The organism is Aeromonas sp. s7(2024) (genome assembly GCF_040907825.1).
GTDB classification, from domain to species: Bacteria; Pseudomonadota; Gammaproteobacteria; order Enterobacterales; family Aeromonadaceae; genus Aeromonas; species Aeromonas veronii.
Genome location: NZ_JBFOCM010000016.1, coordinates 362858 through 383447, shown reverse-complemented (window position 1 = coordinate 383447; position 20590 = coordinate 362858). Strand labels below are relative to the sequence as shown.

The following is a 20590-nucleotide window of genomic DNA, read 5'->3' as shown; positions in this document are numbered from 1 at the left end:
ATTTCTTAGGCGCGATACTGCTTAATCAATTCAATAAAGTGGTCAAAGAGACCGGCACAGTCGTGCGGGCCCGGGCTCGCTTCGGGGTGCCCCTGGAAGCTGAAGGCCGGACGGTCGGTGCGATGGATACCTTGCAGGGAACCATCGAACAGGGAGACGTGGGTGGCGCGCAGGCAATCCGGCAGGCTGTTCTCGTCTACCGCAAAGCCGTGGTTCTGAGCGGTGATCATGACGGTGTTGTCATCGAGGCTCTTCACCGGATGGTTGGCGCCGTGGTGGCCAAACTTCATCTTGACGGTCTTGGCACCGGAGGCCAGACCCAGCAGCTGGTGACCCAGACAGATGCCGAACACCGGCGTGTTGGTATTAAGGAAAGCCTTGATGGCCTCGATGGCGTAGTCGCACGGCTCGGGGTCGCCAGGGCCGTTGGAGAGGAAGATGCCATCCGGGTTCATTGCCAGTACCTCGGCGGCCGGGGTCTTGGCAGGCACCACGGTCAGGCGGCAGCCACGGTCAACCAGCATCCGCAGGATGTTGCGCTTGACGCCAAAGTCATAGGCTACCACGTGGTATTTCAGCTGGTCGGCATCCGGGGTGACGTGCCCCTTGCCAAGCTGCCAGCTCCCTTCGGTCCAGTTGTACGCCTCACCAACCGTCACCTCTTTGGCCAGATCCATCCCCTTCAAACCAGGGAAGGCGCGGGCCTGTTCGAGAGCATAGGCTTCATCGACCTGTTTCCCGGCCAGAATGCAGCCAGCCTGAGCGCCTTTCTCGCGCAGGATGCGGGTCAGTTTACGGGTGTCGATGTCGGCGATGCCAACGATGTTGTGAGACTTGAGGTATTCGGAGAGGGATTGCTGATTGCGGAAATTGGAGGCAAGTATCGGAAGGTCCCGGATGATCAATCCCTGAGCATGGATCTGACTGGACTCTTCATCTTCGCTGTTGGTGCCGGTGTTGCCTATATGGGGGTAAGTGAGGGTGACTATCTGACGGGAATAAGAGGGATCGGTGAGGATTTCCTGATAGCCCGTCATCGACGTATTGAAAACCACTTCACCAACGGAACATCCCTCGGCGCCTATCGACACGCCTTTGAATACAGTTCCATCTTCCAGCACTAGCAATGCAGTGTGATTCAAGACAACCTCCAGTTATTTAGCTTTAAATTCAGCAATTTACCTGGGTGTTGCGGGCTCGGTTCCGGTCTTGGACAGGACTCGAACCCGGCAGATTTCTGGCAAATTGGGCGCATTCTACTTAAAAAAAGTGGCATTTCAACGTCTTTTCTCGAATGAAATGCATCTAAATTCAATAAAAAAGCAACATTACCCATTATCTATGCACTCAATCGCTTTGCAACCCCCTACCATGAAAGAAAATGAAAAACCACCACCAAAAGATGCCACCAAGCCAGCAATAGCGACAAAAACAAACAAAAAAACCAATCAAAACAATGGCATTTATTTTTACACAAAAAACATTAATGACAGATTTAACGCTTTTATGATGATAAGAGTGAACATGAAAAATGGAAAACGTTTTTCTTCGTTTGAATTTTTAGTCTTTTTCAGTCCGTGTAAAAAAATGGCTTTATCCGCCATAAAGATGCGCAAATCTGTTACCTGGTGATGACATTCAGGAAGGGAAAATCTGGCGGATAACGCAATAGCGTGATTTATAAGGCGTTCAGTTAAAAATTGCAGGAAGCGTGTCTTTTTACACAAACTCTGGCTGACTGACAGCAAAAACCCCGGCAAGCCGGGGTTTTTCACTGGAGTAGCAGTAGTACGAAAGTGCCGCTCAGAGGCATCACTTGAGATTGAGCACATCCTGCATGTCATAAAGACCGGCACCCTGCTGACCAAGCCACTTGCCCGCCCGCACAGCACCGTTGGCGAAGGTCAGGCGGCTGGAGGCCTTGTGGCTGATCTCCACCCGCTCGCCGATATCGGCAAACATGACGGTATGCTCCCCCACCAGATCGCCGGCGCGAATGGTGGCAAAGCCGATAGTGTTGCGATCCCGCTCGCCAGTGATCCCCTCGCGACCATAGACGGCGCACTCCTTGAGATCCCGGCCCAGCGTTTTGGCGACCACTTCCCCCATGGAGAGCGCAGTACCGGATGGCGCATCCACCTTGTGGCGATGGTGGCCCTCGATGATCTCGATGTCGGTGTAATCCCCCATCACCTTGGCGGCCTGCTCCAGCAGCTTGAACACCAGGTTGACCCCGACCGAGTAGTTGGAGGCGAACACGATACCAATCTGCTTGCCCGCCTCTTTCAGGGCGGCCTTGCCTGCATCGTCAAAACCGGTGGTGCCGATCACCATCTGCTTGTGGTGGGCCAGCGCAAAGGCCAGATTGGCAAGGGTCACCTCGGGGCGGGTGAAGTCGATGATAAGATCAAACTCATCGCGCACCTTGTCAAGACTGTCGCTGATGGCCACACCCAGATGGCCCAGCCCATTGAGCTCACCGGCATCAAGACCGATCACCGCCGAACCCGGCCGCTCCAGCGCGGCACCGACCACTACGCCATCGGTGTTGGTGATGGCCTCCAGCAGCACCTTGCCCATACGACCATTACAGCCCATCACGGCCACACGGATCGGATTGTCCATCTCCACCCTCTCATCTCTTTTAATTATGGAAAGAGACCGTTTTACCAGCCCGCGCCGGGTTTGAAAAGCCATGATGCCACCACTCCTTGCTGCGCTCGCCAACGGCAGCGCCCACTGGCTGGCCAAGAACTTCCTTTTGGTCACGGGCCGTTTTTCATCGTCTCACTCCATCATTTGGCAGACCGGGTGCCATCTGATAGGTTCGAACGAGTGAAATGCCAGCATAAGCAAAATCAGGGCAACGCCCGTGTCGATATCAAACGAGGTGCAAGGATGAGCGCAGGATTGCTGTTTGCAGTGGGGTTGGGATCACTGACCCTGGTCATGCTGGCCGCGGCTCTGCTGTTTGGCGGGCCGAGCCCGGCACCGGCGATGGCCAGCATCAACGACCCTTTCAAGGGGAGTGACTGGAGCAGCATGCCACCTCTCTCAAGATACCCGGCGCGTGACGGTACACAGTTGGCCTATCGGCACTATGGCGCAAAGGAGCACGCAGAGAACAACAAGGTCAAGGGCAGCGTGGTACTGGTTCACGGCTCTTCTGCCAGCAGCCAGAGCATGCACAAGATGGCGAGCGCCTTTTCGCAAGCGGGATACGACGCCTACGCCCTCGATATTCGCGGCCATGGCGCATCGAGCAACAAAGGCACCATTTCCTACATCGGTCAGCTTGAAGACGATCTGGAAGATTTCATCAAGTCGGTGGCCCCCGCCAAGCCTGCAACACTCGTCGGTTTCTCGTCAGGGGGTGGCTTTGTGCTGCGTGTTGCTGGCAGTGCGCGACAAACCCTGTTCGAGAGCTATCTGCTGCTCTCCCCCTATCTCGGCCCCACCGCCGCCAACTACCGGCCCAACAGCGGTGGCTGGGTGCGTGTCGGCTTGCCTCGCCTCATCGCCCTGAGCATCCTCAACGGTTTCCATATTTCCGCACTCAACCATCTGACCGTGCTGAACTTTGCCCTCAATGATGAGGCGAAATCCCTGCTGACCCCCTCCTACTCCTTCAACCTTGCCTCGAACTTTCAGCCAGAGCGCGACTATCAGCAGAATTTGCGCAATGTGCAACGCCCCTGCGCCGTGATCGCGGGTGCAAATGACGAAGCCTTTCAAACAGATCAACTTGAACCTGAGTTAAGACGTCTCGGCATCTCCTGGCCTGTCACCCTGCTGCCCGGAATTGGCCACATTCCGCTGACGCTGGAACAGGATGCTCTCGCGACAGCCGTTCAGGCGGTGGAGAAACTGACACAGTAACCACACAGCCCAGGTCTTGTGTCCACGCGTTCTGGAAATATCCGCACCATGCTCACGTAGAGATAGAGAGAGGTGCGGCTGACGTTTGGCAGCGGGAGAAATCCCCAAGATGGCATGCAGAGATCTTATCGTTTACCTCTTTCCTTATTAAAGGCACGCGATACCCGCGGACTGCATCAGAACAGCAATGAACAATAAACAGCACCAACTTCTTTTTCCGAATATTCTTTGGATATCTCAACAACACCAGAATCATCAAACAAAAACACCTATCCATCTGGACGTCTATCTTGACCAAGCGAGGTTGACTCACTACTGTGGGCACCCCAATGCGGCAGGATGCCCGCCCTGTTTTCCCCCTATCCCTATCCGATACAGGTACAAAGCAGTTTATGACAGGAGGTCATTGTTCAATTTCAGAGGAACACATGATCCAGACTCAACCCAGTGCCAGGGCCTTGTTGCCACTTCTGGTTTTTCTCGCACTCTTTATCGGTACCGGTACCTGGCTGACCCTGCAGGGGGTCGAATTCGCCTTCTATCAGCTGCCCGCTCCGGTTGCTGCCCTGCCTGCGGTGATGCTGGCCCTGTTGCTTGGCAAAGAGAGCTTCAACAGCAATCTGGAGACCTTCTTCAAGGGGGTCGGCCACAGCAATATCATGGCGATGTGCCTTATCTATCTGCTAGCGGGCGCCTTTGCCAGCGTGGCCAAGGCCACCGGCGGGGTTGATGCTACTGTGGCGCTGGGCCTGTCGCTCATCCCTGGCTGGGCGCTGTTGCCCGGACTGTTCCTCATCTCTGCCTTTATTGCTACCGCTATGGGCACCTCCATGGGCACCATAGGTGCCGTGGCGCCGGTCGCGCTGGGCGTGGCGCAGGCGGCCGGTATCGATCCGGTGCTGATGGCAGGTACCATTCTCTCCGGCGCCATGTTTGGCGATAACCTCTCCATCATCTCCGACACCACCATAGCGGCCACCCGCAGTCAGGGGTGTGAGATGAAGGATAAGTTCCGCGAGAACTTCAAGATTGCAGCCCCTGCTGCCATCGCGGTGATCCTGCTCTATCTGACCCTGGGGTCAGTGGGTGAATCCCCTGCCAACGGCAGCGCCATCGAGTTGTTCAAGGTGATGCCTTATCTGCTGATCCTGGGGCTGGCGCTCGCCGGGGTGAATGTGTTTGTGGTGCTGGGGGTCGGTATTCTGGCCGCCGGAGCAGTGGGCATGATCAACGGCTACGCCATCGGTCAGTTCAGCAAGGATATCTATCAGGGCTTTACCGGCATGCAGGAGATCTTCCTGCTCTCCATGCTGATCGGCGGTCTCGGCGCCCTGATGGAACGTCAGGGTGGACTGGCATGGATCAGCGAGCGCATCAGCGCCCTGATTGCCCGTTTCACTCGCGAGCACAATGGTGAACAGAACGAGAAAGCCGCCGAGCTCGGCATCGCCGGGGTGGTGAGCCTCACCAACCTCTGCACCGCCAACAATACGGTGGCTATTATCGTCGCCAGCAAGGTAGCCCGGGATCTGGCCGAACACCACGGTGTCACCCCGCGCCGCGCCGCCTCCATGCTCGATATTTTCTCCTGCGTGGTACAGGGTCTGATCCCCTGGGGCGCACAGGCGCTGCTGCTGGGATCCATCTTCGCCCTGTCGCCGTTGGCGGTGGTGAGCATGAGTTTCTACCCGATGGCACTCGCGGTAGCGGCACTCATTGCAGTGTTTGTGAAGCACCAGATGCGCGGCAAGGCTGACAAGTAACTGACCAGAGTCTGGCGCGCCGACATGCTGTCAACAGGGGCCACACCCTTGCCCTTGTTGACTCACTAACGGATCAGCCAGCATTTATCCCACCGTTCCGGGCATCAGCCGTCCGGGGCGGGAGTTCCCCTGTCCCCCTTAACGTCAAGAGTGAATGTGCTAAGGTAGAGCGCGTTCAAGCCATCGATGCGCAGCTATACCAGAGGTTCCCCATGCATGAGTCCCAACCCGAACGTCAATCCCTGCGCCAACTGGTTCGTCAACGCCGCAAAAATCTGAGTCCGGCCGAGCAGCAAGCGGCGGCCCAACAGCTGCTGGCCCAGTTCAAGCAACACCCCGAGATCCTCGCCGCCAAACGCATTGCCCTCTATCTGGCCAATGACGGGGAGATCAACCCCTTGCCCACCATCCATTGGCTGTGGGCCCAGCACAAAGAGGTCTACCTGCCGGTGCTCCACCCCTTTACCCCGGGTCACCTGCTCTTTTTGCGCTATACCGCCACCAGCCCCATGGTACGCAACCGCTACGGCATCGAAGAGCCGGAGCTGGATATCCTGCAGGTGGTGCCCCACAGCACGCTCGATCTTATCTGCACCCCGCTGGTTGCCTTCGATGCCCAGGGTAATCGCCTTGGCATGGGGGGCGGCTACTACGATCGCACTCTCGCCATCTGGCATGAGCACAAGCTGGGGCCCAAGCCGCTCGGCATTGCCCACGACTGCCAGCAGGTGGATGCGGTCCCGCAAGAGGAGTGGGATGTGCCGCTGCCCCAGATCATCACCCCGAGCCACTGCTGGCGCTTTGAATAGGCTGTTTTTGGCCGGCAATCCCGGCTTTGTGCGCGCAAACGCAGAATAAACAGGCAAACGATTTACAAAGTCCCTCTTTTTGCCCCGGAACGTGAGCAACAAGGTCGCGACGGGGTACCGGGTTGGATATAATGCGCCCGCTTTTTTCTTAAGGAACGATCATGACTCAAGATGAAATGAAGAAGGCGGCCGGTTGGGCTGCGCTCAAGTATGTGGTTCCCGGCACCATCGTCGGGGTGGGCACCGGCTCTACCGTCAACCACTTTATCGACGCGCTGGCGACCATGAAGGACGAGATCAAGGGGGCGGTATCCAGCTCCGTGGCCTCTACCGAGCGCCTCAAGGGCTTCGGCATCAGCGTATATGATCTCAACGAGATCGACGCCCTCTCCGTCTATGTGGATGGCGCCGACGAGATCAACGCAACCCGCGACATGATCAAGGGCGGTGGCGCAGCCCTGACCCGCGAGAAGATCGTTGCCGCCGTAGCTGACAAGTTCATCTGCATCATCGACAACACCAAGACCGTCGACGTGCTGGGCCAGTTCCCGCTGCCGGTTGAAGTGATCCCGATGGCCCGCGAATACGTAGCCCGCGAAATTCGCAAACTGGGTGGCAACCCGGTGTGGCGTGAAGGCGTGGTCACCGACAACGGCAACCACATTCTGGATGTGAAAGGCATGGCCATTACCGACGCCAAGGCGTTGGAAGTACGACTGAACGCCATTGTTGGTGTGGTCACCAACGGCCTGTTCGCCGCCCGCGGCGCCGATGTTGTCCTGATCGGTACGCCGGACGGCGTGATTACCCAGTAATCCCGACACCGGCAGCACAGTGCAGCGGCATCCTCCCTCGCACGCTAGCGCCACTCTGCCAGCCCTGACGCAGCAGCGGCGTTGATTGAGCCCCGGGATGGGATATGACCCAAACATTGCACTGTGAATAAATGACGGCGCCTGATGGCGCCGTTTTTATTTATCCCTCAACAAGTTGCATACGGATGTTTACAACATTCGTTGATAACTTCAAAGAATTTGACTTTCGTCACAAATATTCCCTCTCCCAAACGTTTTTGCTACTTTACGGTTTTCTTCGCACACCAAATCTGCACTTACGTTTGCACATACAGAGGGATCGTCATGACCGCCAAGTTTTCATTGGACAAGGATAAAATCAAGGTACTGCTGCTGGAGGGGGTTCACCCCAACACCGTAGAGACCTTTCGTGCCGCAGGTTACACCAGTGTGGAGTATCTCAAGACCTCGCTCTCCGAAGAGGAGCTGATCGAGCAGATCCGTGACGTGCATTTCATCGGGCTGCGCTCGCGCACCCAGATCACCGAGAAGGTGCTCGACGCCGCCAGCAAGCTGGTTGCCATCGGTTGCTTCTGCATCGGTACCAATCAGGTCGAGCTGGAAGCGGCCCAGATCCGCGGTATTCCGGTCTTCAACGCCCCCTTCTCCAACACCCGCTCGGTCGCCGAGCTGGTACTGGGCGAGATCCTGCTGCTGCTGCGCGGCATCCCCGAGAAAAACGCCAAGTGCCATCGCGGCGTGTGGGAAAAACTGGCCAACCGCTCGGTGGAAGCCCGCGGCAAGAAGCTCGGCATCATCGGCTACGGCCACATAGGTACCCAGCTTGGCATCATCGCCGAGAGCATCGGCATGAAGGTTTATTACTACGATATCGAGAACAAGCTCTCGCTGGGCAACGCCATTCAGGTGCCGAGCATGGTCGAGCTGCTCAATATGTCTGACGTCATCAGCCTGCACGTGCCGGAGACCGCCTCCACCAAGAACATGATCGGAGCCGAGCAGCTGCGGATGATGAAACCGGGCGCCATCTTTATCAACGCCGCCCGCGGTACCGTGGTGGATATCGATGCGCTGGCTGACGTCATCAAGAGCGGCCATATTGCCGGTGCCGCCATCGACGTCTTCCCGGTCGAGCCCAAGTCCAATGACGAGGAGTTCCAAAGCCCGCTGCGTGGGCTGGAGAACGTGATCCTGACCCCGCACATTGGTGGCACCACCCACGAAGCGCAGGAGAACATCGGGCTGGAAGTAGCCAACAAGCTGGTCAAATACTCCGACAATGGCTCCACCCTCTCCGCCGTCAACTTCCCGGAAGTGTCGCTGCCGGGCCACAAGGGCTCCAGCCGCCTGCTGCACATTCACCGCAACCAGCCGGGCGTGATGAACCAGATCAACCAGATCTTCGCCGAAGAGGGGATCAACATCGCCGGTCAATACCTGCAGACCAGCAGCCATATCGGTTATGTGGTGATCGACGTGGAGACCGAGCACAGCGAGAAGGCGCTCGCCAAGCTCAAGGAGATCAACGGCACCATCCGCGCCCGCATCCTCCACTGATAGACCCTTATCTGCGCAGCAAAAAGCCCGTCGTGATGACGGGCTTTTTTATGAAGCAGAACCTAAAGGCAGCGTAGTGGCTTACCACCACCCCAACAGGTTGCGGCCCACCAGCGCCCCCCATACCAGGGCGTTCAGGGCCAGCGCGATAAAGACGGCGGCAGAGCCCAAATCCTTGGCGCGACCGGAGAGCTCATGATGCTCGGAGCCAACCCTGTCTACCACAGCTTCAATGGCGGAGTTGAGGATCTCGACGATCACCACCAGCCAGCTGATGATGATAAGCAGCAGGATCTGGTTGAGAGACTCCCCCAGCCAGAAGGCCAGCGGCATCAGCAACAGGATCAGCATCAGCTCCTGCCGAAACGCCGCCTCGTTAATCCAGGCTGACTTGAGCCCCTTCATGCTGTAACCGGTTGCGTTGATGATGCGGGTGACCCCGGTTGCCCCTGGCTTTGCCACGCTATCTACCTCATTTGGAATCGATTTTGGCCTCACATCCTATCAGAGCCCCCCAAGGTTTCAATCAGGGGACTTTTGCTTTATTTTATCTCTTTGCTTTTTCGCCCCTTGCGGCTGACACCACCCACTCGAGACTTGAGTTGTATGTCCATTCACACAGATGAATTGCGCACCCGTCGCCTGGAGTCACTGATCACTCCGAGCGAGCTTGCACACGCGTTTCCGATCACCGATACCATTGCCCAGAATCTGCTGGATGCCCGTCGCGAAGTGGAAGCCATTCTGGCCGGAGACGATCAGCGCCTGCTGGTCATTGTCGGCCCCTGCTCTATCCATGATCCCGCTGCTGCTCGCGAGTATGCCCTGCGCCTCAACGCCCTGCGCGAGCAGTATAAAGAGAGTCTCTGCATCGTGATGCGCACCTACTTCGAGAAGCCGCGCACCATCGTCGGCTGGAAAGGGCTGATCAATGACCCGCGCCTTGATGGCAGTTTCGATGTCAACGAAGGGCTGAAACTGGCGCGCAAACTGCTGGTCGACATCAACGAGATCGGCATGCCCACCGCCACCGAATTCCTCGATATGGTGACCGGCCAGTATATTGCCGACCTCATCACCTGGGGCGCCATCGGCGCTCGTACCACCGAATCCCAGGTACACCGCGAGATGGCTTCGGCCCTCTCCTGCCCGGTCGGCTTCAAGAACGGCACCGACGGCAATACCCGCATCGCCATCGATGCGGTACGCGCCGCCCGCCACAGCCACATCTTCTATTCGCCGGACAAAGACGGCAAGATGACCATCTACCGCACCGCCGGTAACCCCTTTGGTCATGTGATCCTGCGTGGCGGCCACCGACCCAACTACGACACCGCCAGTGTCGATGAAGCGTGTGAAGCGTTGGCCGATGTGGGCCTGCCGGAGCGTCTGGTGGTCGATTTCAGCCACGGCAACAGCATGAAGGATCACCGCCGTCAGCTGCTGGTGGCGCAAGATATCTGCGATCAGCTGCGCCGCGGCCGTACCGGCATCGCCGGCATCATGGCCGAAAGCTTCCTGGTGGAAGGGCGTCAGGATGTGGAGAACGGCTGCGCCGCCACCTTTGGCCAGAGCATCACAGATGCCTGCCTATCATGGAGCGACACCGAAACCCTACTGGCGATGCTGGCAGAGGCTGCACTGGTACGCCTTGCCAAGCGGCAAGCCTGAGCCCCGATGACGAATATCGGCTGGCAGATAGTCCCCCTCGATGAGACGCTGCTGGCGCAGTGGGCAACCCTGCGCCAGCAGCTGTGGCCGCACCACGCACTTTCGGCCCACCTGCAGGAAGGGGTTGAGATGTTGGCCAATGCACATCTCAACGCCTTTCTGGCGCTGGATGAGCAGAGTCAGGCGGTAGGCTTTGCCGATGCAGCCCTGCGCCACGATTACGTGAATGGCTGCAACAGCAGCCCTGTGATGTATCTGGAAGGGGTCTATGTGCAACCGGCCTCGCGCCAGCGTGGGGTGGCCCAAGCCTTGATCGCTCAGGTGGCGCAGTGGGGCCGCGAGCTGGGTTGCCGGGAACTGGCCTCCGATGCCGCCATCGACAATCTTGCCTCGCAGCAGATGCACCAACAACTCGGCTTTGCCGAAACGGAGCGAATCGTATTCTTCAAAAAGGCCCTCGGCTGACGCCAAGGGCCTTTCTTGTTTCTCACAAACTGGGCATAAACCACACGCGCCCCGCAGCTTCGATGCGGTCGGTGCGGATCTGGAATACCTGTGCCAGCAGCGCCTCATCCACCAGCTCGACACCCCCTTCGCGCACCACCGCGCCCCCTTGCAGGCAGAGAATGCGGTCCGCCCAGTCGATGGCCAGATTGATATCGTGGATGGCGAGCACCACCAGCAATCCCTGCCCGGCCAGGGTTTTCAGCAAACGCAATAGCGCCAGCTGGTGATGCAGGTCGAGCCCCGCCAGCGGCTCGTCCAGCAGCAGCACCTTGCCGGTCGGATTGAGGCCCGGCCACACCTGCAGCAGGGTGCGGGCAATCAGCACCCGCTGCTGCTCGCCCCCCGACAACCGGCTAAAGTCACGAGCCAGCAAGGCTTCCAGCTCCAATGCCTCGCACAGTGCGTTTATCGCCTCATTCTGTCTGGCGGGCGCAACCGCCTCATCGAACCCCAGGCTCAACACCTGAAACACCGGAATATGAAACAGCTGGGGCTGACGCTGGGGTAGCATGGCACGCTGCTTGGCAAGCTCGGGCCAACTCAGGTCAGTAAGCACCGCCCCCCCCAGCAGCACTGTGCCATCGGCGGGTAAAATCCCCGCCAGCGCCCCGAGCAGGGTCGACTTGCCACTGCCATTGGGGCCAAGCAGCGCCACCAACTGGCCGCCATGCCAGCGGATATCTAGGGGAGAGAGCCGTCCGGCACTAGCGAGTGCGTGCGCCTCCAGCAGCGGCGCAGCAGCACGAGAAGAAACCGGCATGGGATCAGCGGGTGACATCGGCATCTTGCCTCAACAACGGGTAAATAAGGAGACTGCGCGCCCCGACCAAATCATGCAGATATTCATGCAGCACCATCGGCAGTTTGCCTCAATAGCAGGTAGATAAAGAGCGGCGCCCCCACCGAGGCGGTGATGACGCCGATAGGCAACTCCCCCGCGCTCAGGGTGGATCGAGCAACCAAATCGGCCGCCAGCAGCAGGGCCCCGCCGCCAAGTGCCGAGGCAGGCAGCAGAAAGCGCTGATCGCTGCCACCGCAGAGCCGCAGCAGATGGGGCACCACCAACCCGACAAAACCGATGACACCACACAACGACACCGCCACACCGGTCAGCAGACAGACCGCCAGCACCAGCCGCACCCGCATCTTGTCGACATCCATCCCCATCAGGCGGGCCTGGGTCTCCCCCAACAACAACTGTTGCAGCGCCTTGCCCTGCCAGCAGAGCCAACCTAGGGTGAGCGGCAGCACCAGCCACCACCAGGCAAACTGCTGGCTGCCGTAAGAGAGGCTACCCATCATCCAGAACATGAATTCACGCAAGGAGCCATCGTCGGCAAAGTACATCAACCAGGTCATGGCGGCATTGGTAAGAATACCGATGGCGACGCCAAACAGCAGCAAGCGAGCATGACCGAGACGCGCCCGGCGAGCCAGCCGAATGAGCAGCATGGTCACCAGCAAGGCGCCACCGAAGGCCGCCAGCGACAGCCCCCAGCCTGGCAGATAGAAGCCAAGGGATTTGGCCACCGCCATCGCCACCATGGCAGCCAGTCCTGCCCCGCTTGAAACGCCAAGCAACCCGGGTTCGGCCACCGGGTTGTGCAGCATCACCTGCAACACGGCGCCGCCACAAGCAAGGGCTGCGCCAGCCAAGAGGGCCAGCAAGGCACGGGGCAGCCGCAGCTCCAGCAGGATGCGCTGTTCGAGATCGCCAAGAGGCTGCCAGGGCAGCAGCACAAACTCGCCCCAGACGAGGGAGAAGAGAAACAGCAGCAGGGTCAGCAGCGTCAGGCCACAGAGCCAGCGCCGCTGCCAGCGCTGCTGGCGGGCGATAAGGGAGAGGTACAAGGAGGATCCCCGAATAACAAGGCTTCCCCCCGGCCCTGTCGCAGCGCCGGGGGAGAAGCAGGAAAAGGGCATGATAACAGTGGCTTGCCACCCAAGGTCAAGGCTGGTAACGCTTGGCCATCACCCTTATCTCGCCGCTGGCCACCAGATTTTGCAGCGCCACCAGCAAGGGCTGGCGCAGCGACTGGTGAGGTGAGTGCTTGCTCATCCCCAGATAGAGGGTCACCGGCGTGGCGGGGCGGTAGTCCGCCTTGCCTATCCGGCTGGCATTTCCCTGACTCAGGGCATAGTCCACCTGACAGTCGGTGCCAATCATCAGCGGCAGGTGGCCGCGCTGCACCATGCGCAGCAGCTGATCTTCGGTGGGTACTCCGTGCTTGTCGAGGCGGCTGTCACTGTTGAAGGGCTCAAAATAGGCTGAGTTGAGCACATAGCCCACCTTCACCCCCTGCAGATCGCGGTATTGGTGGATCCGGGCCACATTGACCGGCTGACCATAAAACGCGGGCCAGCACTGATAGTAGGCTGGCTGCAGATAGTCGATAAACTGCGCCCGCTCGGCGGTATAGGCGAGGCCAATCATCAGATCGACCTGACCGGTCTGCATCTGCTTGAGCGCCCTGCCCCACGGCATCCGCCGTACCTGCAACTCAATGCCGCTCGCCTGTTGCAACCGGCGCAGGATGTCCATGTCGAGCCCCTGCAACCGGCCATCCGCTTGCAGGATGCGAAATGGCGGCCACAGATCGGTGGCCACCGTCAGCGTCGGGGTCGCTCGCACCGGCATGGCAAATAACAGTAACAACACAATCCCGCATAACTTGCCCATCCCGTCGCATACCTCGCACGGCTTATCCTGTTGGTTAAAAATACCCTCCCGCACCACGTATGAAAACCCGTGGTTCAGGGATAAAATGCGCCGGATTTTCAAGGAGAACCCTATGAACCCGATTTTCGCCAGTATCGGTCTGCTGCTCTGCAGCAACGTCTTTATGACCTTCGCCTGGTACGCTCACCTCAAGAGCATGAACCATAAACCCTGGATCATTGCCGCCCTGGTGAGCTGGGGTATCGCCCTGTTCGAATACCTGCTGCAAGTGCCTGCCAACCGCATCGGCCATACGGTGATGAGCGTGGGCCAACTTAAAATCCTGCAAGAAGTGATCACACTCACCGTATTCGTCCCCTTCTCTATCTTCTATCTCAAGGAAGATCTGAAATGGGACTATCTCTGGGCAGGGCTCTGCATTCTCGGTGCGGTCTTTTTTGTCTTTCGCGAGAAACTGACCGGCGCCTGAGGCTGTACACTCAATATCATCCCGCTCATGGCATCTCATTGATCGACGAGGCAAAAAAATGGAATTGCGAGACATGTTACAGATCCTGGCCAAGCAGGATGGCTCAGACCTCTATCTGTCGACCGGCGCGCCCCCCTGCGCCAAATTTAACGGCGGCCTGCGCCCCCTCAACGAAACGCCGCTGGAACCGGGTGAAGTGGCGCGGATCGCCGCCGAGATCATGGATGGCGAGCAGAAGCAGCAGTTCGAGAAGGATCTGGAGATGAACCTCGCCATCTCCCTGCCCCAGATCGGCCGCTTTCGGGTCAACATCTTCAAGCAGCGCAACGAAGTCTCTCTTGTGGCCCGCAACATCAAGACCGAAATCCCCCGCTTTGAAGATCTCAAACTCCCGCCTGTGCTGCTCGACACCATCATGGAGAAACGCGGTCTGGTGCTGTTTGTCGGCGGTACCGGCTCGGGTAAATCCACTTCGCTGGCGGCGCTTATCGACCATCGCAACCGCAACAGCGGTGGCCACATCATCACCATCGAGGATCCGGTGGAGTTCGTTCATCGTCACCGCAAGAGCATCATCAACCAGCGGGAGGTGGGGGTAGATACCCGTAGCTTCCATGCTGCCCTGAAAAACACCCTGCGTCAGGCGCCGGACGTCATTCTTATCGGCGAGATCCGCGATCGCGAGACCATGGAACATGCGCTGGCCTTCTCCGAAACCGGCCACCTTGCCATCTCCACCCTGCACGCCAACAACGCCAACCAGGCGCTGGATCGCATCATCAACTTCTTCCCCGAGGAGCGCCGCCCCCAGCTGCTCAACGATCTGGGCAACAACCTCAAGGCTTTTGTCTCCCAGCGGCTGGTGAAAACCACCGATGGCGGTCGCCGGGCCGCAGTGGAGATCATGCTCGGCACCCACACCATCCGCGACATGATCAAGCGCGGCGAATTTGGCGGCCTCAAAGAGGTGATGGAAAAATCCAAGGCCCTCGGCATGGTTACCTTCGACAGTGCACTGTTCGATCTGGTGGTGGAAGGGGTAATTGAGGAAGAAGAGGCGGTGAAGAACGCCGACTCGGCCAACAACCTGCGCCTCAAGATCAAGCTGTGGAAGGAGAAGGGGCAGATTGCCAGCAGCAGCGATGCCACCGGCTGGAGCCTCGAACCCACCAAGGACGAGAAGGGCGATTTTTTCTAACCTGCCCCTCGAGAACCCCGGGCCAGCCGGGGTTTTCTTTATCCCGCACGGCTGACCCGACTTATCCCTCAGCTCACGCAGCTCACAGCCAGTCAGCACCAACGGCGAACGCGCTGGCAATACGCCACATACTCGTCGCCGAAACGGGCGCGCAGCAGCCGCTCCTCCGGCATGATCTGAAAGCGGGTCAGCCAGGCCACCAGCACTATTGGCCCAACCCAGACCCAACTTCCACCGAGATAACAGCCCCAGGCGGCCAGCCAGCAGAGCAGCCCCAGATACATGGGATTGCGACTGACACGATAGACGCCACAGGTCACCAGACGACTGGTGTGCTGAGGTTTGGTGGGGCTGACCGTGGTCTGGTGGTGACGAAACCGTTGCAGGGCACCAAAGCCCATGATGGCCCCCGCCACTACCAGCACAGCCATCAGCGTCATTGCCCAGATGCCTGGCTGGCTCTCCCCTCTTAGCCACCACATGGCCCCGGCACAGAGCAGGAAGATCAGCGGTGGTGGCAAACGTAACTCAAGATTGACCATTTTATTCCCCTGACGAGTGTCGGCCGAACCCGTGTTGCGGTAGACTCCCAACCAGTCAGCGCCTGTTGAGAGTGACAAAGATCATAATAATAACAACAAGTTGTGGTTAAACCACCACCAATGTGGCCGACCCCGTCCAAACTATCCAACGCGAACAACAAAAAGGAATCACCATGCACAAGAAAACTCTGCTGGCTACCCTGATCTTCGGCCTGCTCGCGGGCCAAGCCGTTGCGGCTCCCTATCTGCCCCTTGCGACGGATCATCGCAACGGCCAGGAGCAAACCGCCAGCAACGCCTGGTTGGAAGTGGATCTGGGCGCCTTTGAACACAATATCCAGACCCTCAAGGATCGCCTCGGCGACAAGGGCCCGCAGATCTGCGCCATCATGAAGGCCGACGCTTACGGTCATGGCATCGACCTGCTGGTCCCCTCCGTGGTCAAGGCCAATATCCCCTGCATCGGCATCGCCAGCAACGAAGAGGCCCGCGTCGCCCGCGAGAAGGGATTTACCGGCCGTCTGATGCGGGTGCGTGCTGCCACACCGGATGAAGTAGAGCAGGCCCTGCCCTACAAGATGGAGGAGCTGATCGGCAGTCTGGTGAGTGCCCAGGGTATCGCCGATATCGCCCAGCGCCACCACACCACCATTCCGGTGCATATTGCACTCAACTCCGCCGGCATGAGCCGCAACGGCATCGACCTGCGTCTGGCCGATGCCAAACAGGATGCGCTGGCCATGCTCAAGCTAAAGGGGATCACCCCGGTCGGCATCATGACCCACTTCCCGGTGGAGGAGAAAGAGGACGTCAAGATGGGGCTGGCCCAGTTCAAACTGGACTCCCAGTGGCTGCTGGAAGCGGGCAAGCTGGATCGCAGCAAGATCACCATCCACGCCGCCAACTCCTTCGCCACCCTAGCCGTGCCGGACGCCTACTTCGACATGGTGCGCCCGGGCGGCCTGCTCTACGGTGACTCCATTCCCTCCCACACCGAATACAAGCGGGTGATGGCATTCAAGACCCAGGTCGCCTCGGTCAACCACTATGCAGCGGGTAACACCGTCGGTTATGACCGCACCTTTACCCTCAAGCGTGACTCCTGGCTCGCCAACCTGCCGCTGGGCTACTCCGATGGCTATCGCCGCGCCCTCAGCAACAAAGCCTATGTGCTGATCCAGGGTCAGAAGGTGCCGGTGGTCGGCAAGACTTCCATGAACACCATAATGGTGGACGTGACGGATCTGAAAGGGGTGAAACCCGGTGACGAGGTGGTGCTGTTTGGCCGTCAGGGTGACGCCGAAGTGAAACAGGCGGATCTGGAGGAGTACAACGGCGCCCTGCTGGCGGACATGTACACCATCTGGGGCTACACCAACCCCAAGAAGATCAAACGCTGATAACACGATATGAAAAAGGGCTCCCGCGGGAGCCCTTGTTGTTATTGCTTAATTGTCTGCCGCGCTCAAGCGGCCTTTTTACGGGTCACAAACAGACTCAGCCCCATGGATGCCAGCAGGATCAACGCGACTACGCCCAGTGCTATGCCGGTCGGGATCTTGAAGATATCCAGCAGCAGCATCTTGACCCCGATAAACATCAGGATCAGCGCCAGACCGTATTTGAGCAGGGCGAAGCGATCAGCCACACCCGCCAGTAGGAAGTACATGGCGCGCAGACCCATGATGGCGAAGATGTTGGAGGTCAGCACGATGAAGGGATCCGTGGTCACCGCGAAGATGGCCGGGATACTGTCCACCGCGAAGATGAGGTCGCTCACCTCCACCAGCACCAGAATGAGCAGCAGCGGAGTGGCATAGCGCACACCGTCACGCCAGACGAAGAACTTCTCCCCTTCCAGGGTCTCGGTCACCTTGAAACGACGGCGCATCCAGCCTAGCAGCGGATTGTTGGCCAAGTCAGGCTCCTTGTCGGCCGCCCACAACATCTTGGCACCGGTCAGCAGCAGGAAAGCGCCGAACAGATAGAGGATCCAGTGGAACTGCTCGATGAGCCAGCTGCCCGCGAACACCATACCGGCACGCATCACGATGGCACCCAGTACCCCGTACAGCAGCACCCGGCGCTGCAGCTCGGCTGGAATGGCAAAGTAGCCGAACAGCATCAGCCAGACGAAGACGTTGTCCACTGCCAGCGCTTTCTCGATGAGGTAGCCGGTGAGGAACTCCAGCCCTTTCTGGTTGGCAATCTCACGGCCCGCGCTGTGATCGAGCCAAAGCCAGATGGCCAGGTTGAAGAGCAGCGCCACGCTGACCCAGATGAGGGACCAGACCCCCGCCTCTTTGAGGGACACCTTGTGTGACTTGCCGCCACCGACAAAGCGTATGTCTATCCATAACAGGACCAGCACTATGCTGAAGAAACCGGTCCACATCCACCATTCACCCATGTTCACCTCTCCCAAAAACGACAAAACCCACGACCGAGAGGCGTGGGTTTGCGTTTGGAGCAGATACACCTTGCCTCTCGGCAAGGTCTCACTTACAGCCAATTTTCATCGACTGCCCGGCTGCCGGGTGCACTGCAGGAAATGGGTGCACCGTAATGACGACAAACCGGCGAGAAGTTACTCCCCTTGTTGCGCGGATAGTAGCAGCGGTAAAAGATAACGCCAAGAGGCATCTTCACTGCCGTCAAAAATAAATCGGGGCCCCATCAAGGAGCCCCGCAAGCAGGTTCAACACATCCCCATCAGAGCGGGTCGACCTTGAGGCAGGAGACCGCGTGATCGAAGTTCCCCTCCAGTACTGGGCGGGTCTTGGCACACTCGGGGCCAGCCACCGGGCAGCGGGTGCGGAACACGCAACCGGACGGCGGATTCATCGGCGATGGCAAGTCCCCTTCCAGGATCTGGATCACCTTGTTGCGCTCCAGCTCAGGGTCCGGGATCGGCACAGCAGACATCAGCGCCTTGGTGTAGGGGTGCAGCGGATTGGCAAAGATCTCCTTGCGGGTCCCCAGCTCAACGGCGTTGCCCAGATACATCACCAGCACCCGATCGGAGATATGCTTGACCACCGACAGGTCGTGGGCGATGAAGATGAGCGACAGCCCCATCTCCTTTTGCAGGGATTTGAGCAGGTTGACCACCTGCGCCTGAATGGAGACGTCAAGCGCCGAGACCGGCTCGTCGCAGATGATCATCTTGGGCTCGAGGATCAGCGCTCGGGCAATCCCGATCCGCTGGCACTGGCCGCCGGAGAACTCGTGCGGATAGCGGTTGACCAGGTTGGGCAACAACCCCACCTTGCTCATCATGGCGCGCACCTTCTCTTTCACCTCTTCCCGCGGCAGGTTGGGGTAGAAGGTGATGAGCGGCTCGGCGATGATGTCGCCGATAGTCATGCGCGGGTTCAGAGAAGCCAGCGGGTCCTGGAAAATCATCTGGATCTCTTTACGCTTCTCGCGCAGGGCATTCTGATCGAGCTTGGTAAGATCGTCACCCAGCCACACCACCTTGCCATCGGTGGCCGGTACCAGACCGATGATGGCGCGGGCAAAGGTAGATTTGCCGCAACCGGACTCACCCACCACGCCGAGGGTTTCCCCTTCGTAGAGGCGCAGAGTAACACCATCGACCGCCTTGAGGTCGGACGGTTTGGCCCAGGGCCACGCCTTGCCACTCTTGATACTGAAGTGGACCTTGAGGTCAGACACTTCCAACAGCAATTTTTTGTCGGCACCCATTTAGTTGGCCCCCTTGTTCATGGCATCCGAAACCCAGTGACAAGCACGCTCCCGACCGTCGTTGAACGGGGTCAGGATCGGTGACTGCTGGCCGCAAATTTCGCTGACCCGGTGGCAACGCTCCTGGAAGGGGCAACCGGTGGGCAGACGCAGCAGGTTGGGCGGATTGCCCGGGATGGTGGGCAGCACTTCCCCTTCGGTATCGAGGCGGGGAATGGCGCGCAGCAAGCCTTCGGTGTAGGGGTGGCTCGGGCGATAGAAGATATCGTCTACCTTGCCGTACTCCATGGTACGACCGGCATACATCACCAGCACCTTGTTGCAGATACCGGCGACCACGCCAAGGTCGTGGGTGATCATGATGATGGCGGTGTTGAACTCGCGCTTGAGCTCGTTCATCAGGGTCATGATCTGGGCCTGCACGGTCACGTCGAGCGCGGTGGTCGGCTCGTCGGCGATCAGCAGTTGCGGCCGGCAGAGCAGTGCCATGGCGATCATCACCCGCTGACGCATTCCGCCGGAGAACTCGTGGGGATACATGCCCATCCGCTTGCGTGCTTCGGGAATTTTGACCGCATCGAGCATCCGTACCGACTCTTCGAACGCTTCCGCCTTGCTGACGCCCTTATGCAACATCAGCACTTCCATCAGCTGATCCTGCACCTTCATGTAGGGGTTGAGCGAGGTCATGGGGTCCTGGAAGATCATGGCGATCTTCTCGGAGCGGATCTTGTTGAGCTTGGACTCCGGCAGGTTGAGGATCTCTTCGCCCTGAAACTTGGCGGAACCGGTAATAATGCCGTTTTTGGCCAGCAGCCCCATGATGGCAAAGGCCGTCTGGGATTTGCCGGAGCCGGACTCGCCGACGATCCCCAGGGTTTCACCCGCAGTGAGAGAAAAGTTGAGGTCGTTGACCGCCACTACATTGCCGTCCGGGGTCTTGAACTCGACCCGCAGATCTTTCACATCCAGTAACTTCATATAAAAACTCC

The 20590-nt window shown here is 58.8% G+C and carries 21 protein-coding genes; 11 read left to right on the top strand and 10 right to left on the bottom strand.

Annotated elements, in window-relative coordinates; genetic code table 11:
* Positions 1 to 5: 5 nt before the first annotated feature.
* Positions 6 to 1142 carry a glutamine-hydrolyzing carbamoyl-phosphate synthase small subunit gene (carA, locus tag AB5Y73_RS06730; protein WP_005337628.1) on the bottom strand — a complete coding sequence of 379 codons (1137 nt, stop codon included), beginning with the start codon at positions 1140 to 1142 and terminating at the stop codon, positions 6 to 8.
* Between the two features lie 229 nt (positions 1143 to 1371).
* Between carA and AB5Y73_RS06725 the strand changes: the two genes are divergently transcribed.
* Positions 1372 to 1632: a hypothetical protein gene (locus AB5Y73_RS06725; protein WP_146163477.1), complete on the top strand. Its 261-nt coding sequence runs from the start codon at positions 1372 to 1374 to the stop codon at positions 1630 to 1632.
* A gap of 180 nt (positions 1633 to 1812) precedes the next feature.
* On the opposite strand, the gene dapB is transcribed toward AB5Y73_RS06725, so the two are convergent.
* The gene (gene dapB / locus AB5Y73_RS06720) at positions 1813 to 2625 is read right to left on the bottom strand and encodes a 4-hydroxy-tetrahydrodipicolinate reductase (protein ID WP_005347132.1); all 813 of its coding nucleotides are present in this window, start codon (positions 2623 to 2625) and stop codon (positions 1813 to 1815) included.
* Between the two features lie 273 nt (positions 2626 to 2898).
* Here dapB and AB5Y73_RS06715 point away from each other — a divergent pair, with 273 nt between their 5' ends.
* The 5 genes from AB5Y73_RS06715 (at position 2899) to serA (ending at position 8823) form a co-directional block, all read left to right on the top strand.
* Complete coding sequence (locus tag AB5Y73_RS06715; protein WP_107682334.1) at positions 2899 to 3879, top strand: alpha/beta hydrolase; 981 nt, start codon at positions 2899 to 2901, stop codon at positions 3877 to 3879.
* A gap of 428 nt (positions 3880 to 4307) precedes the next feature.
* Positions 4308 to 5642 (top strand): Na+/H+ antiporter NhaC family protein, encoded by a 1335-nt coding sequence (locus tag AB5Y73_RS06710; protein ID WP_107682333.1) that lies wholly within the window; start codon positions 4308 to 4310, stop codon positions 5640 to 5642.
* A 212-nt stretch (positions 5643 to 5854) separates the two neighbouring features.
* Positions 5855 to 6451: a 5-formyltetrahydrofolate cyclo-ligase gene (locus AB5Y73_RS06705; RefSeq protein ID WP_005337635.1), complete on the top strand. Its 597-nt coding sequence runs from the start codon at positions 5855 to 5857 to the stop codon at positions 6449 to 6451.
* Positions 6452 to 6612: 161 nt separating this feature from the next.
* The gene (rpiA, locus tag AB5Y73_RS06700; RefSeq protein ID WP_107682332.1) at positions 6613 to 7266 is read left to right on the top strand and encodes a ribose-5-phosphate isomerase RpiA; all 654 of its coding nucleotides are present in this window, start codon (positions 6613 to 6615) and stop codon (positions 7264 to 7266) included.
* A gap of 324 nt (positions 7267 to 7590) precedes the next feature.
* Positions 7591 to 8823 carry a phosphoglycerate dehydrogenase gene (gene serA, locus AB5Y73_RS06695; RefSeq protein ID WP_033137987.1) on the top strand — a complete coding sequence of 411 codons (1233 nt, stop codon included), beginning with the start codon at positions 7591 to 7593 and terminating at the stop codon, positions 8821 to 8823.
* Between the two features lie 81 nt (positions 8824 to 8904).
* Here serA and AB5Y73_RS06690 read toward each other — a convergent pair whose 3' ends face one another.
* Complete coding sequence (locus tag AB5Y73_RS06690; RefSeq protein ID WP_181497434.1) at positions 8905 to 9285, bottom strand: diacylglycerol kinase; 381 nt, start codon at positions 9283 to 9285, stop codon at positions 8905 to 8907.
* Positions 9286 to 9429: 144 nt separating this feature from the next.
* Between AB5Y73_RS06690 and AB5Y73_RS06685 the strand changes: the two genes are divergently transcribed.
* Together AB5Y73_RS06685 and aac(6') are read left to right on the top strand one after the other, a co-directional pair.
* Positions 9430 to 10494: a 3-deoxy-7-phosphoheptulonate synthase gene (locus tag AB5Y73_RS06685; RefSeq protein WP_107682330.1), complete on the top strand. Its 1065-nt coding sequence runs from the start codon at positions 9430 to 9432 to the stop codon at positions 10492 to 10494.
* Positions 10495 to 10500: 6 nt separating this feature from the next.
* A complete protein-coding gene (gene aac(6'), locus AB5Y73_RS06680; RefSeq protein WP_107682329.1) occupies positions 10501 to 10959 on the top strand; it encodes an aminoglycoside 6'-N-acetyltransferase in 459 nt (152 codons plus the stop codon).
* A gap of 22 nt (positions 10960 to 10981) precedes the next feature.
* Here aac(6') and AB5Y73_RS06675 read toward each other — a convergent pair whose 3' ends face one another.
* The 3 genes from AB5Y73_RS06675 to AB5Y73_RS06665 all read right to left on the bottom strand — a co-directional run bounded on the left by AB5Y73_RS06675 (position 10982) and on the right by AB5Y73_RS06665 (position 13681).
* Entirely contained in the window at positions 10982 to 11779 is a 798-nt protein-coding gene (locus AB5Y73_RS06675; protein WP_162895469.1) for an ATP-binding cassette domain-containing protein, read from the bottom strand.
* Positions 11780 to 11844: 65 nt separating this feature from the next.
* On the bottom strand, positions 11845 to 12852 hold the full coding sequence (gene btuC, locus AB5Y73_RS06670; RefSeq protein ID WP_107682328.1) for a vitamin B12 ABC transporter permease BtuC: 1008 nt from the start codon (positions 12850 to 12852) through the stop codon (positions 11845 to 11847).
* Between the two features lie 97 nt (positions 12853 to 12949).
* Positions 12950 to 13681, bottom strand: coding sequence for an ABC transporter substrate-binding protein (locus AB5Y73_RS06665; protein ID WP_043825634.1), 732 nt, complete (start codon positions 13679 to 13681; stop codon positions 12950 to 12952).
* 112 nt (positions 13682 to 13793) lie between these two features.
* Here AB5Y73_RS06665 and AB5Y73_RS06660 point away from each other — a divergent pair, with 112 nt between their 5' ends.
* Positions 13794 to 14150 (top strand): DMT family protein, encoded by a 357-nt coding sequence (locus AB5Y73_RS06660; RefSeq protein WP_005353120.1) that lies wholly within the window; start codon positions 13794 to 13796, stop codon positions 14148 to 14150.
* Positions 14151 to 14208: 58 nt separating this feature from the next.
* The gene (gene tapW, locus AB5Y73_RS06655) at positions 14209 to 15348 is read left to right on the top strand and encodes a type IVa pilus ATPase TapW (RefSeq protein ID WP_005353124.1); all 1140 of its coding nucleotides are present in this window, start codon (positions 14209 to 14211) and stop codon (positions 15346 to 15348) included.
* A 92-nt stretch (positions 15349 to 15440) separates the two neighbouring features.
* Here the strand turns inward: tapW and AB5Y73_RS06650 are convergent, their stop codons facing one another.
* Complete coding sequence (locus tag AB5Y73_RS06650) at positions 15441 to 15890, bottom strand: isoprenylcysteine carboxylmethyltransferase family protein (RefSeq protein WP_107682327.1); 450 nt, start codon at positions 15888 to 15890, stop codon at positions 15441 to 15443.
* Positions 15891 to 16063: 173 nt separating this feature from the next.
* On the opposite strand from AB5Y73_RS06650, the gene alr reads away from it, so the two are divergent.
* Positions 16064 to 17290, top strand: coding sequence for an alanine racemase (alr, locus tag AB5Y73_RS06645; protein WP_103422279.1), 1227 nt, complete (start codon positions 16064 to 16066; stop codon positions 17288 to 17290).
* Positions 17291 to 17355: 65 nt separating this feature from the next.
* On the opposite strand, the gene AB5Y73_RS06640 is transcribed toward alr, so the two are convergent.
* The 3 genes from AB5Y73_RS06640 to AB5Y73_RS06630 all read right to left on the bottom strand — a co-directional run bounded on the left by AB5Y73_RS06640 (position 17356) and on the right by AB5Y73_RS06630 (position 20579).
* Positions 17356 to 18300, bottom strand: a complete 945-nt coding sequence (locus AB5Y73_RS06640; RefSeq protein ID WP_005337664.1) for a TerC family protein — start codon at positions 18298 to 18300, stop codon at positions 17356 to 17358.
* A 302-nt stretch (positions 18301 to 18602) separates the two neighbouring features.
* Positions 18603 to 19598 carry a murein tripeptide/oligopeptide ABC transporter ATP binding protein OppF gene (gene oppF / locus AB5Y73_RS06635; RefSeq protein ID WP_005337666.1) on the bottom strand — a complete coding sequence of 332 codons (996 nt, stop codon included), beginning with the start codon at positions 19596 to 19598 and terminating at the stop codon, positions 18603 to 18605.
* Entirely contained in the window at positions 19599 to 20579 is a 981-nt protein-coding gene (locus AB5Y73_RS06630) for an ABC transporter ATP-binding protein (protein WP_181497435.1), read from the bottom strand.
* Positions 20580 to 20590 lie beyond the last annotated feature (11 nt).

Coding starts and splice junctions, on each gene's coding strand:
- AB5Y73_RS06725 (WP_146163477.1), top strand. CDS start 1,372: ATGAAAGAAAATGAAAAACCACCACCAAAAGATGCCACCAAGCCAGCA.
- dapB (WP_005347132.1), bottom strand. CDS start 2,625: ATGGACAATCCGATCCGTGTGGCCGTGATGGGCTGTAATGGTCGTATG.
- AB5Y73_RS06715 (WP_107682334.1), top strand. CDS start 2,899: ATGAGCGCAGGATTGCTGTTTGCAGTGGGGTTGGGATCACTGACCCTG.
- AB5Y73_RS06710 (WP_107682333.1), top strand. CDS start 4,308: ATGATCCAGACTCAACCCAGTGCCAGGGCCTTGTTGCCACTTCTGGTT.
- AB5Y73_RS06705 (WP_005337635.1), top strand. CDS start 5,855: ATGCATGAGTCCCAACCCGAACGTCAATCCCTGCGCCAACTGGTTCGT.
- rpiA (WP_107682332.1), top strand. CDS start 6,613: ATGACTCAAGATGAAATGAAGAAGGCGGCCGGTTGGGCTGCGCTCAAG.
- serA (WP_033137987.1), top strand. CDS start 7,591: ATGACCGCCAAGTTTTCATTGGACAAGGATAAAATCAAGGTACTGCTG.
- AB5Y73_RS06685 (WP_107682330.1), top strand. CDS start 9,430: ATGTCCATTCACACAGATGAATTGCGCACCCGTCGCCTGGAGTCACTG.
- AB5Y73_RS06675 (WP_162895469.1), bottom strand. CDS start 11,779: ATGTCACCCGCTGATCCCATGCCGGTTTCTTCTCGTGCTGCTGCGCCG.
- AB5Y73_RS06665 (WP_043825634.1), bottom strand. CDS start 13,681: ATGGGCAAGTTATGCGGGATTGTGTTGTTACTGTTATTTGCCATGCCG.
- AB5Y73_RS06660 (WP_005353120.1), top strand. CDS start 13,794: ATGAACCCGATTTTCGCCAGTATCGGTCTGCTGCTCTGCAGCAACGTC.
- tapW (WP_005353124.1), top strand. CDS start 14,209: ATGGAATTGCGAGACATGTTACAGATCCTGGCCAAGCAGGATGGCTCA.
- AB5Y73_RS06650 (WP_107682327.1), bottom strand. CDS start 15,890: ATGGTCAATCTTGAGTTACGTTTGCCACCACCGCTGATCTTCCTGCTC.
- alr (WP_103422279.1), top strand. CDS start 16,064: ATGCACAAGAAAACTCTGCTGGCTACCCTGATCTTCGGCCTGCTCGCG.
- AB5Y73_RS06640 (WP_005337664.1), bottom strand. CDS start 18,300: ATGGGTGAATGGTGGATGTGGACCGGTTTCTTCAGCATAGTGCTGGTC.
- oppF (WP_005337666.1), bottom strand. CDS start 19,598: ATGGGTGCCGACAAAAAATTGCTGTTGGAAGTGTCTGACCTCAAGGTC.
- AB5Y73_RS06630 (WP_181497435.1), bottom strand. CDS start 20,579: ATGAAGTTACTGGATGTGAAAGATCTGCGGGTCGAGTTCAAGACCCCG.